Here is a 13,223-nt window from a genome sequence, read left to right on the forward strand (position 1 = left end):
TCATGCCGCCATCCCCCGTTGCAGCACTTCGACGCCGAGCAGCAGCACATAGGCCGCGACCAGTCCAGCGGTGCCGCCGAGGAACAGCTTGAGCCGTTTGGTCCGTTGGTCCGCCTGCATCCGCGTCACCACCTCGCCGATCGAGCCGATCACCGGCATGCCGGTCGCCTTCTCCAGCCGCGGCCCGGTCGCAAAGGTCGCGCGCAACTGGCCGAGCGCGAACGCCGCACCGATCCCGGCGGCGAGCCCGGCGATCAACACGCCGGTCAGCAGCAGCATCCGGTTGGGCGCGGTCGGCGCGCGCGGCATCGTCGGCGGGTCGATCACCGAGAATTTGACGTTGTCGGTCTGCGTCTGCGCCTGGCCGCGCAATGCGATCTGCTGGCGCTGGGTCAGCAACTGGTCGTATTGATCCTTGAGCACCTGATAGTCGCGGTCGATCTGGCCCTGCTCCGCCGCCACTTCGGGATCGCCCGACAATTTGGCGTTGAGCTGGTCGAGGTCGCCCTGCAACTGCGCCTTGCGCATCTTGAGCGCCGCCACCGCCGACTGTTTGTCCGCCATCATCGACTGCAGCGAGAGGTACAAGGGGTTGGGCGTGCCGCCGCTACCCGCGCCGACCGGCTCGCCGCGCGCCGCCGCCTGCGCCGCGGCGAGCTGCCGCTTGAGCGCCACCACATCGGGATGCTGGTCGGTATAGCCACGCGCCCGCGCATCGGCGAGTTGGCCCTGGATCGCGTTGAGCGCCGCCCGCGCCGGCCCGGCGGCGACGCCGCCCGCACCCGGGATCGACGCCGGCGTCCCCGCCATCTGCCCCTGCACCGCCGCGAGGCTCGACTGCGCCGCGGCGAGATCGCCGTCGACCTGCGCCATCTGGCTGCGCGACGCACCGATGCGGTCGCCGACCGATCCGGTGCCCGGCAGGGAGCCGAGGTAGCGCGTCTGGAAGTCGGCGCGCTTGGCGTCCGCGTCGGCGAGCTGCTTCTGCAACTGGTCGAGCTGCTTGTTGAGGAAATCGAGGCTCTGCGTCGTCTGGCTGCGATCGCGGCCGAGGTTCTGCTCGACGAAGATGTCGATCAATTTCTGCGTGATCGCCCGCGCCAGCTTGGGGCTGGAGGCGGTCGTCGTGATCTGGAACAGATTGTCCTGCTGGCTCTCGACCTTGATCGCGCTGGCGAGGCCGGCGACGCGATCGGCGACGTCCCGATCGCTCGACACCGTCTGCGCCAGATCGGTGCCGCGCACCACCTTCTCGAGGTTGACCGCGCTGATCAGCGTCTGGCGGATCGTGTCGACGTCCTTCTGCTGGGTCTGCGCCGGCGCGTCCATCGACGCGGGCAGGATCGACTGCATCTGCACGAAGACGCGCGCGCGCGATTCGTAGCGGCTCGGCATCTGGCTGACCACGAACCAGCCGGCGACGCACACCCCCCACGCCACCGCCAGCGCGAGCCAGCGCCGCGTCCAGATCGCATGCAGCGCCAGCCGCACCTCGTCGTAGAGGCCGTTCATCGCGCGCCGATCCCGCCGGACCGGTTCAGGACACCCACGCCCACGCTCAGAACATCGATTCGGGGATGATGATGACGTCGCCCGGTTGCAGGCTGACGTTGGCGCTCGAATCGCCCTTCTTGAGCAGATCGGCGATCTGCAGCTTATATTCCTGCTGCTCCCCGGTCTTGCGATCGTGGCGCACCAGCTTCGCCTTGTTGCCCGCGGCATATTGGTTCAGCCCGCCCACCGCGATCATCGCATCGAGCAGCGTCATGTTGGCGCGGTACGGAATGGACGCGGGCTTCTCGGTCGCGCCGATCACCCGCACCTGCTGGCTGTAGGTGCCCGAGAAATTCTCGACGATCACCGAGACGATCGGGTCCTTCACATATTGGCCCAGCGCCTGCTTCATGTCGGCGGCGAGCACCGACGGCGTCTTGCCGACCGCGGGCATGTCGTTGATCAGCGGTGTGGTGATGCGGCCGTCGGGGCGCACCTGCACCTTCGCCGACAATTCCGGATTGCGCCACACGAAGACGTTGAGCTGGTCGAGCGGGCCGATGACATATTCCTCGCCCGGCTGCTCCTTGCTCGCGACATAGGTCGCCGGCGGCAGCACGGGTCCGCTGGCGCTGCTCGCACAGCCGCCGAGCACCGACGCCGCGGCACCGACGGCGAGCAGGACACGGACGGGAACACCGGAACGCATAATCTTCTCCTGACCCCCAGACGCAGGACCGCATTGCGATGCGGGGCGCGTGCGGCACGTCATGGGGCGGGAGAGGTGAAGATAGCGTTAGGAACGCTAGGTCAACGATTTCGCCGACATGCCGACGCCCTCCCCAAGGCCGCCGGCCTTCGTTATCATGAACCGATGATCCGTGCTCTTCTTTTGGTGACCGCATCGTTCACCTTCGCCGATCCCGTTTCGGCACAGTCACTGCAGCCGCTGACCGATCTCCAGATCACCGCGGTCAGTTCCGCCACCCAGTCGGAACGGATCGTCCCCGGCCAGCAGCAGACCGTCCGCCGCCACAGCGGCCCGGTCAGCGTGGTCGTGACGGAGAGGGGCATCGGCCGCGCCCGCCTGCTCCGCATCGACGGCGAGGTCGCGGCGGCGGAAGCGACCCAGCGCCCGCTCTGCGGCGCCGCGGTGACCGCCGGCGCCTGCCACCCCGGCGACCCCGCCACCGGCATCGAGATCACCTATCATCTGGGTCCGCTGCCGTCCGGTACACGGATCGGGGTACAGGACACGTCCGCCGCGCTTCCCGCCCGGACGCTGGGCGCGGAGATCGTGCTGCGATAGCCGCCGCGGCCGGTCAGCCCGCGACGATCTCCACCGCCGGCGGATGGCCGAGGAACCCCGCCGGGCTCGCCGACGCGCCATAAGCGCCGGCGAGGAACACCGCGATCACGTCCCCCGGTTCGGCATGCGGCAGGCCGACACGATCCCCAAGCCGGTCGAGCGGCGTGCAGAGCGGCCCGACCACCGAAACCTTTTCCGCCGCCGCGCCGCCGATCTCCGACGCCAGCGCCAGCGGATAATTGCGCCGCACCACCGTTCCGAAATTGCCGCTCGCCGCGAGCTGATGGTTGAGCCCGCCGTCGGTGACGAGGAAGGTTTCGCTCTGGCTCTCCTTGCGATCGATGATCCGCGTCAGATAGACGCCCGCCTCGGCGACAAGCCACCGCCCCAGTTCGATCGCGAACCGCGCGCTGCGCAGCACCTCGGCGCGCCGGTCGAGCACTTCTGCCAAAGCCGCCCCGACCCGCTCGACGTCGAGCGGCACGTCGCCCGCGAAATAGGGGACGCCGAACCCGCCGCCGAGATTGACCAGAGGCGGCGCCGCCCCCGCCTCCTCGCCCAGCCGCGCAGCGAGCGCCAGCGTCGCTGCCTGCGTCTCGATGATCGCGCCCGCGTCGAGCGCCTGGCTGCCCGCGTAGATATGGAAGCCGCGCCAGTCCGCGCCGGCGGCGACGATCCGCCGCACCAGCGCCGCGGCGCGCGCCGCATCGACGCCGAACGGCGACGGCCGCCCGCCCATCTTCATCCCCGATCCGCGCAGCTCGATATCCGGATTGACCCGCACCGCGAGCCGCGGCGTCACGCCCAGCTCGTCACCGAGCCGCAGCGCGCGTTCCGCCTCGCCCTCGGATTCGACATTGAGCGTCGCGCCGCTGCGGATCGCGCCGATCAGCTCGGCATCGCGCTTGCCCGGCCCGGCGAAACTGATCGCCGCCGCCGGCTTGACCGCCAGCGCCATCTCCAGCTCGCCCCCCGAGGCGACGTCGAGCCCGTCGACCAGCGGCGCCACGCGGTCGAGCAGCGCCGGCAACGGATTGGCCTTGATCGCATAATGCAGGTCGATTCCGGGAAACGCCGCGCGGAACCGCTCCACCCGCGCCGTCACGATCCCGACGTCATAGACGAACGCCGGCGTCTCCACCGCCCAGTCGGCAGCCGACGTCCCGGCGATCGTCAGCATGCCGGATTGCGCGGCGAATTCCGCCGGCAGGGGTCCCATCGGCTTCATGCCGTCACCTCGCTGCGGATCGCGGCGCGATCCAGTTTGCCATTGGCGTTGCGCGGCAATTCGTCCCGCCACACGTAACGCGCCGGCTGCATGAAGCTCGGCAGCAACGCGCGCAACCGCGTCCGCAACGCCTCCTCCTGCGCGGCATCGCCGGCGAGCATCACGACGATCCCCTGCCCCAGCCGCGCGTCCGGCACGCCGATCGCCACCGCCTCGCGCGCCTCGCCGCCGGCGAGCACCGCCTCCTCGATCTCGAGCGGGCTGATGCGATTGCCCGCGCTCTTGATCATCTCGTCGTCACGCCCGACGAAGCGGAACAGCCCGTCCGCCCCCTCGATCACGGTATCGCCCGACCAGACCGCCAGCCCGCCGCTCGCCGACCAGTCCGGCGCCGGCCGGAACCGCTGCGCGCTCCGCTCGGGATCGCGCCAATAGCCCTGCGCGACCAGCGGCCCGGCATGGACCAGCTCACCCGGCTCGCCGATTGCGCGCGCGCCATCCGCGCCCACCGCCATCACCTCGGCGAACGGGATCGCCCGCCCCATCGCATCGGGATGCGCATCGATCAGCGCCGGATCGAGCCAGGTCGAGCGGAACGCCTCGGTCAGCCCGTACATCGCCACCAGCTCCGCCCGCGGGAATCGCGACCGCAGCCCCCGCACCAATCGCTCGGTCAGCGCACCGCCCGAGTTGGTCAGCCGGCGCAACCGCGCCGCGGTCGCCGCCGGCCAGTCTACATCGAGCAATTGCACCCAGAGCGGCGGCACCCCGGCCAGCGTCGTCGCCCCGACCCGCTCGACCGCCTTCACCACGTCGCGCGCGGTCAGATAGTCGAGCGGCGCCACCGCCGCCCCCGCATACCAGCTCGAAAAAAGCTGGTTCTGCCCGTAATCGAACGACAGCGGCAGCACGCCGAGCACCCGATCGTCCGGCGCGAGGCGCAGATAATGCGCGACCGACACCGCGCCGAGCCACAGATTGGCATGACTGAGCATCACCCCCTTCGGCCGCCCGGTCGACCCCGAGGTATAGAGGATCGCCGCTAACGCCTGCGGGCCCGCGGCCGACCGGCCTGGCCCGTCGCGATCCAGCGGCACATCCTCGACCACCCGGCATCCCGCCGGCACGTCGCCCGCCTCCAGCGTCGCCGCCCGCGCCGCCTGCGTCACCAGCAGCGCCGCGCCGCTGTCGGCAAGGATATGCGCGACCTGCGCGCGCCGCAGCGCCGGATTGACCGGCACGTGCACCAGCCCCGCCCGCGCCGCCGCCAGCGGCATGACGCAGGCGAGCGCCGTCTTGGGCAGCCACGTCGCCACCCGCTCCCCCGCCGCCAGCCCGAGCCCGCCGAGCCAACCCGCCGCGCTCGCCACCGCCGCCTCCAGTTCCGCGAACGTCCATGACCGCTCGCGCTCGATCAGCGCCGGCGAGTGCGGCGCGCCGCGCAGCAGATGGTCGATCGGAAACGGCGTGGGATCGGGCGACAGCATGGCCCCTCATAGCGTCACCCCGTTGCCGAATGCAGCCCCAGCCTCTAACGGGCGTCGATCCGCAACCGGTAAGGGCGCCGCTTTGCTTCCTGAAGGCTATGATACCGTCGAAACCACCGTCCGCGCCGTGCTGCGCGACGTGCTCGGCCTCTCCGCGGACCGCGTCGCGGGCTTCACCGCGACGACGCCGCTGTTCGGCGCGCTGCCCGAACTCGATTCGATGGCCGTCGCCGGCGTCCTGACCGAGATCGAGGACCGGCTCGGCATCCTGATCGAGGACGACGAGGTCGACGGCGAGATGCTCGAGACGTTCGGCGCGCTCGTCGAATTTGCGGCGAACAAGGCGCTCGTCTAGCGTCGCGCGGCATGGCGCCGCGCATCGATCATTACGACTGGGCCGGCGGCCGCGAGGCGATGCTGCGCTTCGGCCCCGATACCGGCCCCCTGCTCGTCGCCGCGCTGCCGCTGTTCGAGGAAGCGAATCGCACGCGCACCTTCACCGTCACGCTGCTGCGCGCCCTGGCCGCGCGCGGCATCGCCAGCGTGCTGCCCGACGTGCCGGGCCAGGGCGAGAGCCTCGCACCGCTCGCGACGCTGCCGCACATGGCCGAAGCGCTCGCCGCGATCCCGCCGGAGGGTCGCCCCACCTATGCAATCGGTATCCGCAGCGGCGCGCTCCTCGACACCGCCGCGCCCCGCATTGCGCGCTGGCATTTCGCGCCGCAGTCCGGCGACGAGCTCGCCCGCCTTCTGCTCCGCACATGGCGGGCGGCGGGGAACAGCGTGCCGCAGCCCGACCCGATCGAGATCGCCGGCAATCCGATCCCGCAGGCGCTGCTGGCATCGTTCGGCGCGGCGCAGCCGGCACCGGCCGATCGTGTCGTCCGCCTGATCACCGACCCCGCCGAGGCCGATCGCAAGATCGACGCCGCGCCGCTCTGGCGGCGCAGCGAGCCGGGAAACGATCTCGCGCTGGTCGAGATACTGGCCGATGACATCGCGGCGTGGCTAACCCGATGCGCAGCCTGATCGCCTTCCCCTGTGCGGGCGAGACGTTGGTCGGCACGCTCGATGCCGCCCCCGGCCGGACCGGCCTGCTGATCGTCTCCGGCGGCAACGAGATCCGCTGCGGCGCGCACCGCGGCATGGCGTTGCTCGCCGCCCATGTCGCCGCAGCGGGATATCCCGCTTTCCGCTACGACCGCCGCGGCATCGGCGATTCGACCGGTAAGAACAATGGCTACCTTTCGAGCGCCGACGATCTCGTCGCGGCCGCCACCGCCTTCCGAAGACAGGCGCCTCAGCTCACGACGATCCTCGCTTACGGCAATTGCGACGCGGCGAGCACGCTCGCGCTCCACGGCCGCGCCGCGGGCATTGACCGCCTCCTGCTCGCCAATCCGTGGACGCTCGAGGACACGGACGACCTGCCCCCCGCCGCCGCGATCCGCGCGACCTATCGCCAGCGCCTGACCAGTCGCGCGGGATGGGCCAGATTGCTCAGCGGCAAGATAAATTTTGCCAAAGCAATCAATGGTTTGCGGAAGGCTTCTCGCACCGCGCCGCAACCGCTGGCAACGCAGATGGTCACCGCCATCGAGGAATGGGGCGACGCGGCGACGGTCATCCTCGCCACCGGCGACGCCACCGCACAAGCCTATCGCGCCGCCGCCCGCCACCTTCCCGCGCAATCGATCGAGACCGCCTCGCACAGCTTCGCCCGCGAGGAGGATCAGCGCCAGCTCCGCGACGCCGTGCTGGCGGCGCTGGCGGGTGCCGAAGTTTAGTTCACGCGAAGACGCGAAGGCGCGAAGATGATTTGCGCAGAGACGCGAAGACGCAGAGATGTTGCGTTCAGGAATGCTCTGCGCGCCGTCACGTCGCTCCGCTCTCCGCCCCCCAATCGTCACCCCGGCGAAAGCCGGGGCCCATGGTAACGATGATCCAGATGGCGTGCGCGACCCCAAGCGACTGCGTGTCCATGGGTTCCGACTTTCGTCGGAATGATGAAAAGGTAGGCCGGCCGCCTCCGACTATATCCGCGCAGGCGGCCACCCCACACGAACCATCTTCGCGTCTTCGCGCGAAAATCCTATTCCGCTGCCTCGGCCATTTCCTCGAACTCCGCCGTCGCGAGGAACCGCTCGGCGTCCAGCGCCGCCATGCACCCGGTCCCCGCCGCGGTCACCGCCTGCCGATAGACCTTGTCCGCCACGTCGCCGCAGGCGAATACGCCCGGCACGCTGGTCCGCGTCGAGCCCGTCTCCACCGCGATATAGCCGTCGTCGTCGAGCGCGAGATGCCCGCGGAACAGCTCGGTCGCCGGATGATGGCCGATCGCCACGAACCCGCCCTCGACGTCGAGCCGCGACTGTTCGCCGGTCACCGTATCCTCCAGCGTCAGCGCCACCAGCCCGGCATTGCCGCCGCCGTCGACGAACTCGCGCACTTCCTTGTTCCACAGAACCGTGACGTTGGGATGCGCGTGGAGCCGCTCCTGCAAAATCCGCTCCGCGCGCAAGGAGTCGCGGCGATGGATCAGCGTCACGTCGTCGCTGTGGTTGGTCAGGTACAGCGCCTCCTCGACCGCGGTATTGCCGCCGCCGATCACCGCCACCTTCTTGCCGCGATAGAAGAAGCCATCGCAGGTCGCGCAGGCGGACACGCCCTTGCCCTTCATCGCCTCCTCGGACTCGAGCCCGAGCCACTTGGCCTGAGCGCCGGTGGCGATCACCAGCACCTCGCCCTCATAGACGTCGCCGCCGTCGCCGATCAGCCGGAACGGCCGCTGCGACAGGTCGACTTGCGTGATCGTGTCCCACATCAGCCGGGTGCCGACATGTTCGGCCTGCTTCTGCATTTGCTCCATCAGCCACGGCCCCTGGATGACGTCGGCGAAACCGGGATAATTCTCCACGTCGGTGGTGGTGGTGAGCTGCCCGCCGGGCTGGATGCCCTGCACCACGATCGGCGCCATCCCGGCCCGCGCGCCGTAGATCGCCGCCGACAGCCCCGCCGGGCCGGAGCCGAGGATCAGCATACGCGTGGAATGAGTGGTCATGGAAACAACGCCTGTCGGGGAAGTGGAAGATTCGGATGCTGATCTAGGGGATCGCAACGCGAATTTGAATGCCGTCGGCAAATCGCCGCCGTCCGGCCACGTCGATATCGCGAAACGTCTATCATGAGCCTGCTGGCCGGAGCGGACGACGATGACATGGCGCTTGATCCTGTTTGCGGCGACGATGCCGGTCGATCCGGCGGCACTGGAGCGCCTGCCCGCCGTCCGCATCGTCTATTACGACGTTCACGGAACGCGCTATCGGGAGATCGATGACGATCAGCGGCGGCGGGGTCCGGTCGATCCTGCGGACGGCCAGCGTTACGACGCGTTCACCCGCCTGCGCATCCGCTGGCGCTGGCCGATCGGCCGCGACGGCCGATGCGATGTGCGACATCCGCAGGTGACCTACCGGATCACGGTGACGCTGCCCCGCCTGCACGATCGCGACGCGGTGTCGCCCCTGTTGCGACGGTGCTGGGATCGTCGGGTCATGCATTTGCGCGTGCACGAGGCGGGGCATGTCAGGCTCGATCTCGCTTACGTCCGACGCGTGACGCAGGCGCTGCGCCACTCGACCTGTACGCCCGCCGATCCCGTCGCCGCGGCGCTCGGCGAGCAGCTCAATGCCGCCACGCGCGCCTACGATCGGATCACCGACCACGGGCGGCGGCAGGAGCGCTGGCATGGTACGGATATCTGACGGTTTCCCCTGCATCCAACCCACGCCCCGCGCGTTCCAGTTCGCGAAGCGAGAGGGATGACCGAAGTGGCCGAAGACAAGATCAGTACCGAACCCTATACCGGTCCGTCCGGCGGCTGGGGGTCGATGAAATCGGTCGCCCGGATCAATCTGCGCGAGAAGGTCAATCCCGAGACGGTCCGCGAGCTCGCGCGGCAGAACAAGCCCGAAGGCGTGATGTGCGTCTCGTGCGCCTGGGGCAAACCCGCGCATCCGCATATCGCCGAATTCTGCGAGAATGGCGCCAAGGCGACGGCGTGGGAACTGACCACCTATCGCACCACGCCTGAATTCTTCACCAAGCACACCGTCACCGAATTGCGCGGCTGGAAGGACTTCGACCTCGAGCAGGCCGGCCGCCTCACCCATCCGATGAAATACGACGCCGCCAGCGACCGCTATGTCGCGGTGAGCTGGGACGAGGCGTTCCAGGACATCGGCGCCCACCTCAAGACCTACGACCCGACCAAGGTCGTCTTCTACGCCTCGGGCCGCGCGAGCCTCGAGACGAGCTATATGTGGGCCTTGATGGCGCGGATGTACGGTAGCCAGAACCTGCCCGATTCATCGAACATGTGCCACGAGACGACGTCGGTCGGGCTCAAGTCGGCGATCGGCTCGCCGGTCGGCACGATCCATCTGTCGGATTACGACAGTTGCGATATGATCCTCTATTTCGGCCAGAACCCGGGCGTGAACAGCCCGCGCGCGCTGCACCCCCTGCGCGCCTGCGCCAAGCGCGGCGTCGAAATCATCGTGTTCAACCCGCTCAAGGAGCGTGGCCTCGAACGCTTCACCGACCCGCAGAACCCGATCGAGATGGTCACCGGCAAGTCGACGCCGATCGCCAGCCAATATCATCAGGTCAAGACCGGCGGCGACATCGCCGCGATGATGGGCATCTGCAAATATGTCATCGAGGCGGACGACCAGTGCCGGCGGATCGGCGCGCCCGCGATCCTCGATCACGCCTTCATCGCCGAGCATACCAAGGGCTTCGAGGCGTTCACCGAGATGGTCCGCGCGACCGACTGGGAGCGGATCGAGCATGAGAGCGGCCTCACCCGCGCCGAGCTGGAAGGCGTCGGCGCCATCTACGCCAAGTCGAAGCGCGTGATCTGCGTCTACGGCATGGGCCTGACCCAGCATGTCCACGGCATCGACAATCTGCACACGCTGGTGAACCTCATGCTGCTGCGCGGTAACGTCGGCAAGCCCGGCGCCGGCTTCGGCCCGGTCCGCGGCCACAGCAACGTCCAGGGCCAGCGCACCGTCGGCATCACCGAAAAGCCCGAACTGGCGCCGCTCGACCGGCTGAAGGAGCTCTACGATTTCGAGCCGCCGCGCGAAAAGGGCTGGGACACGGTCGAGGCGTGCGAGCATATCATCGCCGGCACCGCGCAGGCGTTCATCGGCCTCGGCGGCAACCTCGCCCGCGCCGTCCCCGCCACCGCCGAGATCGAGCCGGCGTGGCAGGGCATGGACCTGACCGTCAGCATCGCCACCAAGCTCAACCGCACGCACCTGCTGCCCGGCAAGACCTGCTATCTGCTCCCCTGCCTCGGCCGCATCGAGACCGACGATCAGGCGAGCGGCCCGCAGGCGGTGACGATGGAGGACAGTTTCAGCCGCATCTACGGCTCGCGCGGCAAGGCGACGCCCGCGGCGGAGACCTTGCTGTCGGAGCCCGCGATCGTCGCCGCCATCGCCAAGGCGACGCTCGATGCCAATCCGAAGCTCGACTGGGACGCGTGGGTCGGCGACTATGCCCTCGTCCGCGACGCGATCGAAGCGACCTATCCGGACAAATTCACCCGCTTCAACGAGCGGATGTGGGTACCGGGCGGCTTCTGGAAGGGCGTCGAGGCGGCGCATCGCCAGTGGCTGACCGAGAGTGGCCGCGCGGAATTCAACGTGCCGACGACGCTCAACGCCACCGGCTTCGAGGAGGCGCCCGGCCGCTTCCGCTTGATGACGCTGCGCTCGAACGACCAGTTCAACACCACCGTCTACGGCTATCACGACCGGTTCCGCGGCATCAAAGGCACGCGCGACATCGTCTTCATGAACCGCGCCGACATGGCGACGATGGGGCTGGCGGAGCACGACCTCGTCGATCTCGTCGGCGACACGGGCAGCAACGGCGACCGGCGGGTCAACAAATTGCTCGTCGTGCCCTATGACATTCCACAGGGGTGCCTCGGCGCCTATTATCCGGAGTGCAACATCCTGATGCCGGTGACCCACAAGGCCGAGCAAAGCCATGTTCCGGCCGGCAAATCCGTGCCCGTCCGGGTGGAGCGCACCGCCTGATCCTCGCCGCGATCCTCGCCGGCGGCCGCTCCAGCCGGTTCGGACGGGACAAGGCGGCCGCCCTGTTCGCCGGGCGGCCGCTGCTCGACCATATGCGCGACCTCGGCGCGGATCGCGCCGATGCGGTGGTCGTCGTCGGGCGCGACGGCGGCGTGCCCGATCTGCCCGGCCCCGATCTCGGCCCGCTCGGCGGCATCGCCGGCGCGCTCGCGCATTCCGCCGCGCATGGCTTCGAGACGGTGTTGACGCTCCCCTGCGACATGCCGCGGCTGCCCGAGGCGCTGCTCGACGCGCTGCTGCGACGCGCGCCGAGCTATTGCAGCGAGGCGCCAGTGATCGGCCATTGGCCTGCCAAGCTGGCGCCCGAGCTGCTCGCGCATCTCGCCATATCGGAGCGTCGCTCGGTGACCGGCTGGGCGCGGGCGATCGGCGCGCTGCCCATCGCCAGCCCAGCGCCGCTCGCCAACGTTAACACCCCTGCCGACCTCGCCGCGCTGTGAGTGCCGCGCGGGCGGAAGCGACGTTGATCCTGCGCCCCGACGGCTCGGTTACCCCCGGAACGCGCGCGATCGCGGTCGAGACGCCCGTCGCGATCGAGGTCGACGGACTCGGCTATGCGGTGATGATGATGACGCCGCAGGATCTGGAGGCGTTCGCGACCGGCTTCATGCTCACCGAGCGGCTCGCCGACACCCCGGCCGACATCCTCGACATCGACGCCTATCACGCCGAGGCGGGCTGGATCGTCCGCATCGCGCTCGCCGACCGCTGCCGCGGCCGCATCCATGACCGCGTCCGCCACCGCACCAGCGACACGAGCTGCGGCCTATGCGGCATCGCCAGCCTCGAACAGCTCGCCCGCCCGGTGGCGCGCCGCCCCGACCGACCGACGGCATCGCCCGCCGCGATCTTCGCCGCGCTGGCCGCCGTCCGCGACCACCAGCAGCTCAATCGCGAAACCGGCGCGGTCCACGCCGCCGCCGCCTGCGCCGCCGACGGCGCGATCCTCGCGCTGTGCGAGGACGTCGGCCGTCACAATGCACTCGACAAGCTAATCGGCCGCGGGATGCCGGGCGCGTTCACGCTGGTCACCTCGCGGATCAGCTTCGAGATGGTCGACAAGGCGCTGGTCGCCGGCACGCCGCTGCTCGTCGGCATTTCCGCCCCGACCAGCCTCGGTATCGACCACGCGCGCGCCCATGGCCTGACGTTGGTGGCGCTGGCCCGGTCCGATGCGATGCTGGTGCTGAGCGATCCCTGGTCGCTATTCGCTCAGTGACCCCAATCCCAGACGTGCGCCGACCAGTCGCGCACGCCGGCCGCGATCTCCGCGAACCAGTCGATCACCATGTGCCGGTAGGCGCCGTCCAGAAATGCCCCATCGGCGACGATCATCACCATCACCACCGCGGCCCACAAGACGCCGCGGTGCATCGGCTCGGGCTTGCGGACCAGCTTCACCTCGCTCGCGCGGCGGTCGGCCAGCCGTCGCTCGGGCAGCGCCGGGCGCGCGACCGGCGCGGCGCGCCGCTCGCTACGGCGTCGTTCGGGGGGATGGTGATAGGGCATGACCGGTCTCGCTGCGCAGC

General features: G+C 69.5%; 14 protein-coding genes. 8 read left to right on the top strand and 6 right to left on the bottom strand.

Annotation, left to right across the window (positions count from 1 at the left end):
* Together AC07UH_RS08640 and AC07UH_RS08645 are read right to left on the bottom strand one after the other, a co-directional pair.
* Positions 1 to 1,512 (bottom strand): XrtA system polysaccharide chain length determinant, encoded by a 1,512-nt coding sequence (locus AC07UH_RS08640; protein ID WP_495180122.1) that lies wholly within the window; start codon positions 1,510 to 1,512, stop codon positions 1 to 3.
* Positions 1,513 to 1,558: 46 nt separating this feature from the next.
* Positions 1,559 to 2,203 carry an XrtA/PEP-CTERM system exopolysaccharide export protein gene (locus AC07UH_RS08645; RefSeq protein ID WP_038659714.1) on the bottom strand — a complete coding sequence of 215 codons (645 nt, stop codon included), beginning with the start codon at positions 2,201 to 2,203 and terminating at the stop codon, positions 1,559 to 1,561.
* Between the two features lie 165 nt (positions 2,204 to 2,368).
* Between AC07UH_RS08645 and AC07UH_RS08650 the strand changes: the two genes are divergently transcribed.
* Positions 2,369 to 2,803, top strand: a complete 435-nt coding sequence (locus AC07UH_RS08650) for a DUF4879 domain-containing protein (RefSeq protein ID WP_495180121.1) — start codon at positions 2,369 to 2,371, stop codon at positions 2,801 to 2,803.
* Positions 2,804 to 2,816: 13 nt separating this feature from the next.
* On the opposite strand, the gene AC07UH_RS08655 is transcribed toward AC07UH_RS08650, so the two are convergent.
* Both AC07UH_RS08655 and AC07UH_RS08660 read right to left on the bottom strand, forming a co-directional pair.
* Positions 2,817 to 4,031, bottom strand: a complete 1,215-nt coding sequence (locus AC07UH_RS08655; RefSeq protein WP_495180120.1) for a pyridoxal-dependent decarboxylase, exosortase A system-associated — start codon at positions 4,029 to 4,031, stop codon at positions 2,817 to 2,819.
* Positions 4,028 to 5,518, bottom strand: coding sequence for an AMP-binding protein (locus AC07UH_RS08660; RefSeq protein ID WP_495180119.1), 1,491 nt, complete (start codon positions 5,516 to 5,518; stop codon positions 4,028 to 4,030). Before AC07UH_RS08660 ends, AC07UH_RS08655 begins: the two co-directional genes overlap by 4 nt.
* A gap of 82 nt (positions 5,519 to 5,600) precedes the next feature.
* Here AC07UH_RS08660 and AC07UH_RS08665 point away from each other — a divergent pair, with 82 nt between their 5' ends.
* The 3 genes from AC07UH_RS08665 to AC07UH_RS08675 are packed head-to-tail and all read left to right on the top strand — an operon-like array spanning position 5,601 to position 7,305.
* Positions 5,601 to 5,873, top strand: a complete 273-nt coding sequence (locus AC07UH_RS08665; RefSeq protein WP_179508861.1) for an acyl carrier protein — start codon at positions 5,601 to 5,603, stop codon at positions 5,871 to 5,873.
* Between the two features lie 11 nt (positions 5,874 to 5,884).
* The gene (locus tag AC07UH_RS08670) at positions 5,885 to 6,547 is read left to right on the top strand and encodes a hypothetical protein (RefSeq protein ID WP_495180118.1); all 663 of its coding nucleotides are present in this window, start codon (positions 5,885 to 5,887) and stop codon (positions 6,545 to 6,547) included.
* Entirely contained in the window at positions 6,535 to 7,305 is a 771-nt protein-coding gene (locus AC07UH_RS08675; protein ID WP_495180482.1) for a hydrolase 1, exosortase A system-associated, read from the top strand. The genes AC07UH_RS08670 and AC07UH_RS08675 overlap by 13 nt, the downstream gene beginning before the upstream one ends.
* A 305-nt stretch (positions 7,306 to 7,610) precedes the next feature.
* Here AC07UH_RS08675 and trxB read toward each other — a convergent pair whose 3' ends face one another.
* Entirely contained in the window at positions 7,611 to 8,579 is a 969-nt protein-coding gene (trxB, locus tag AC07UH_RS08680) for a thioredoxin-disulfide reductase (RefSeq protein WP_495180117.1), read from the bottom strand.
* Positions 8,580 to 8,730: 151 nt separating this feature from the next.
* On the opposite strand from trxB, the gene AC07UH_RS08685 reads away from it, so the two are divergent.
* Genes AC07UH_RS08685 through fdhD form a run of 4 tightly spaced genes read left to right on the top strand, consistent with a single transcriptional unit; the run spans position 8,731 to position 12,913 of the window.
* Complete coding sequence (locus tag AC07UH_RS08685; protein ID WP_495180116.1) at positions 8,731 to 9,282, top strand: DUF922 domain-containing protein; 552 nt, start codon at positions 8,731 to 8,733, stop codon at positions 9,280 to 9,282.
* 57 nt (positions 9,283 to 9,339) lie between these two features.
* On the top strand, positions 9,340 to 11,634 hold the full coding sequence (locus tag AC07UH_RS08690; protein WP_495180115.1) for an FdhF/YdeP family oxidoreductase: 2,295 nt from the start codon (positions 9,340 to 9,342) through the stop codon (positions 11,632 to 11,634).
* 11 nt (positions 11,635 to 11,645) lie between these two features.
* Entirely contained in the window at positions 11,646 to 12,134 is a 489-nt protein-coding gene (locus AC07UH_RS08695) for a molybdenum cofactor guanylyltransferase (protein WP_495193943.1), read from the top strand.
* 23 nt (positions 12,135 to 12,157) lie between these two features.
* Positions 12,158 to 12,913, top strand: coding sequence for a formate dehydrogenase accessory sulfurtransferase FdhD (gene fdhD / locus AC07UH_RS08700; protein ID WP_495180114.1), 756 nt, complete (start codon positions 12,158 to 12,160; stop codon positions 12,911 to 12,913).
* Here fdhD and AC07UH_RS08705 read toward each other — a convergent pair.
* Positions 12,907 to 13,203, bottom strand: a complete 297-nt coding sequence (locus AC07UH_RS08705) for a hypothetical protein (protein ID WP_495180113.1) — start codon at positions 13,201 to 13,203, stop codon at positions 12,907 to 12,909. The genes fdhD and AC07UH_RS08705 overlap by 7 nt on opposite strands.
* Between the last annotated feature and the right edge of the window lie 20 nt (positions 13,204 to 13,223).

Source organism: Sphingomonas sp. GW821-FHT04B01 (assembly GCF_059420425.1).

Excerpts from the sequence above, each read along its gene's own strand:
- AC07UH_RS08640 (WP_495180122.1), bottom strand. The coding sequence starts at position 1,512 with ATGAACGGCCTCTACGACGAGGTGCGGCTGGCGCTGCATGCGATCTGG.
- AC07UH_RS08645 (WP_038659714.1), bottom strand. The coding sequence starts at position 2,203 with ATGCGTTCCGGTGTTCCCGTCCGTGTCCTGCTCGCCGTCGGTGCCGCG.
- AC07UH_RS08650 (WP_495180121.1), top strand. The coding sequence starts at position 2,369 with ATGATCCGTGCTCTTCTTTTGGTGACCGCATCGTTCACCTTCGCCGAT.
- AC07UH_RS08655 (WP_495180120.1), bottom strand. The coding sequence starts at position 4,031 with ATGAAGCCGATGGGACCCCTGCCGGCGGAATTCGCCGCGCAATCCGGC.
- AC07UH_RS08660 (WP_495180119.1), bottom strand. The coding sequence starts at position 5,518 with ATGCTGTCGCCCGATCCCACGCCGTTTCCGATCGACCATCTGCTGCGC.
- AC07UH_RS08670 (WP_495180118.1), top strand. The coding sequence starts at position 5,885 with ATGGCGCCGCGCATCGATCATTACGACTGGGCCGGCGGCCGCGAGGCG.
- AC07UH_RS08675 (WP_495180482.1), top strand. The coding sequence starts at position 6,535 with ATGCGCAGCCTGATCGCCTTCCCCTGTGCGGGCGAGACGTTGGTCGGC.
- trxB (WP_495180117.1), bottom strand. The coding sequence starts at position 8,579 with ATGACCACTCATTCCACGCGTATGCTGATCCTCGGCTCCGGCCCGGCG.
- AC07UH_RS08685 (WP_495180116.1), top strand. The coding sequence starts at position 8,731 with ATGACATGGCGCTTGATCCTGTTTGCGGCGACGATGCCGGTCGATCCG.
- AC07UH_RS08690 (WP_495180115.1), top strand. The coding sequence starts at position 9,340 with ATGACCGAAGTGGCCGAAGACAAGATCAGTACCGAACCCTATACCGGT.
- AC07UH_RS08705 (WP_495180113.1), bottom strand. The coding sequence starts at position 13,203 with ATGCCCTATCACCATCCCCCCGAACGACGCCGTAGCGAGCGGCGCGCC.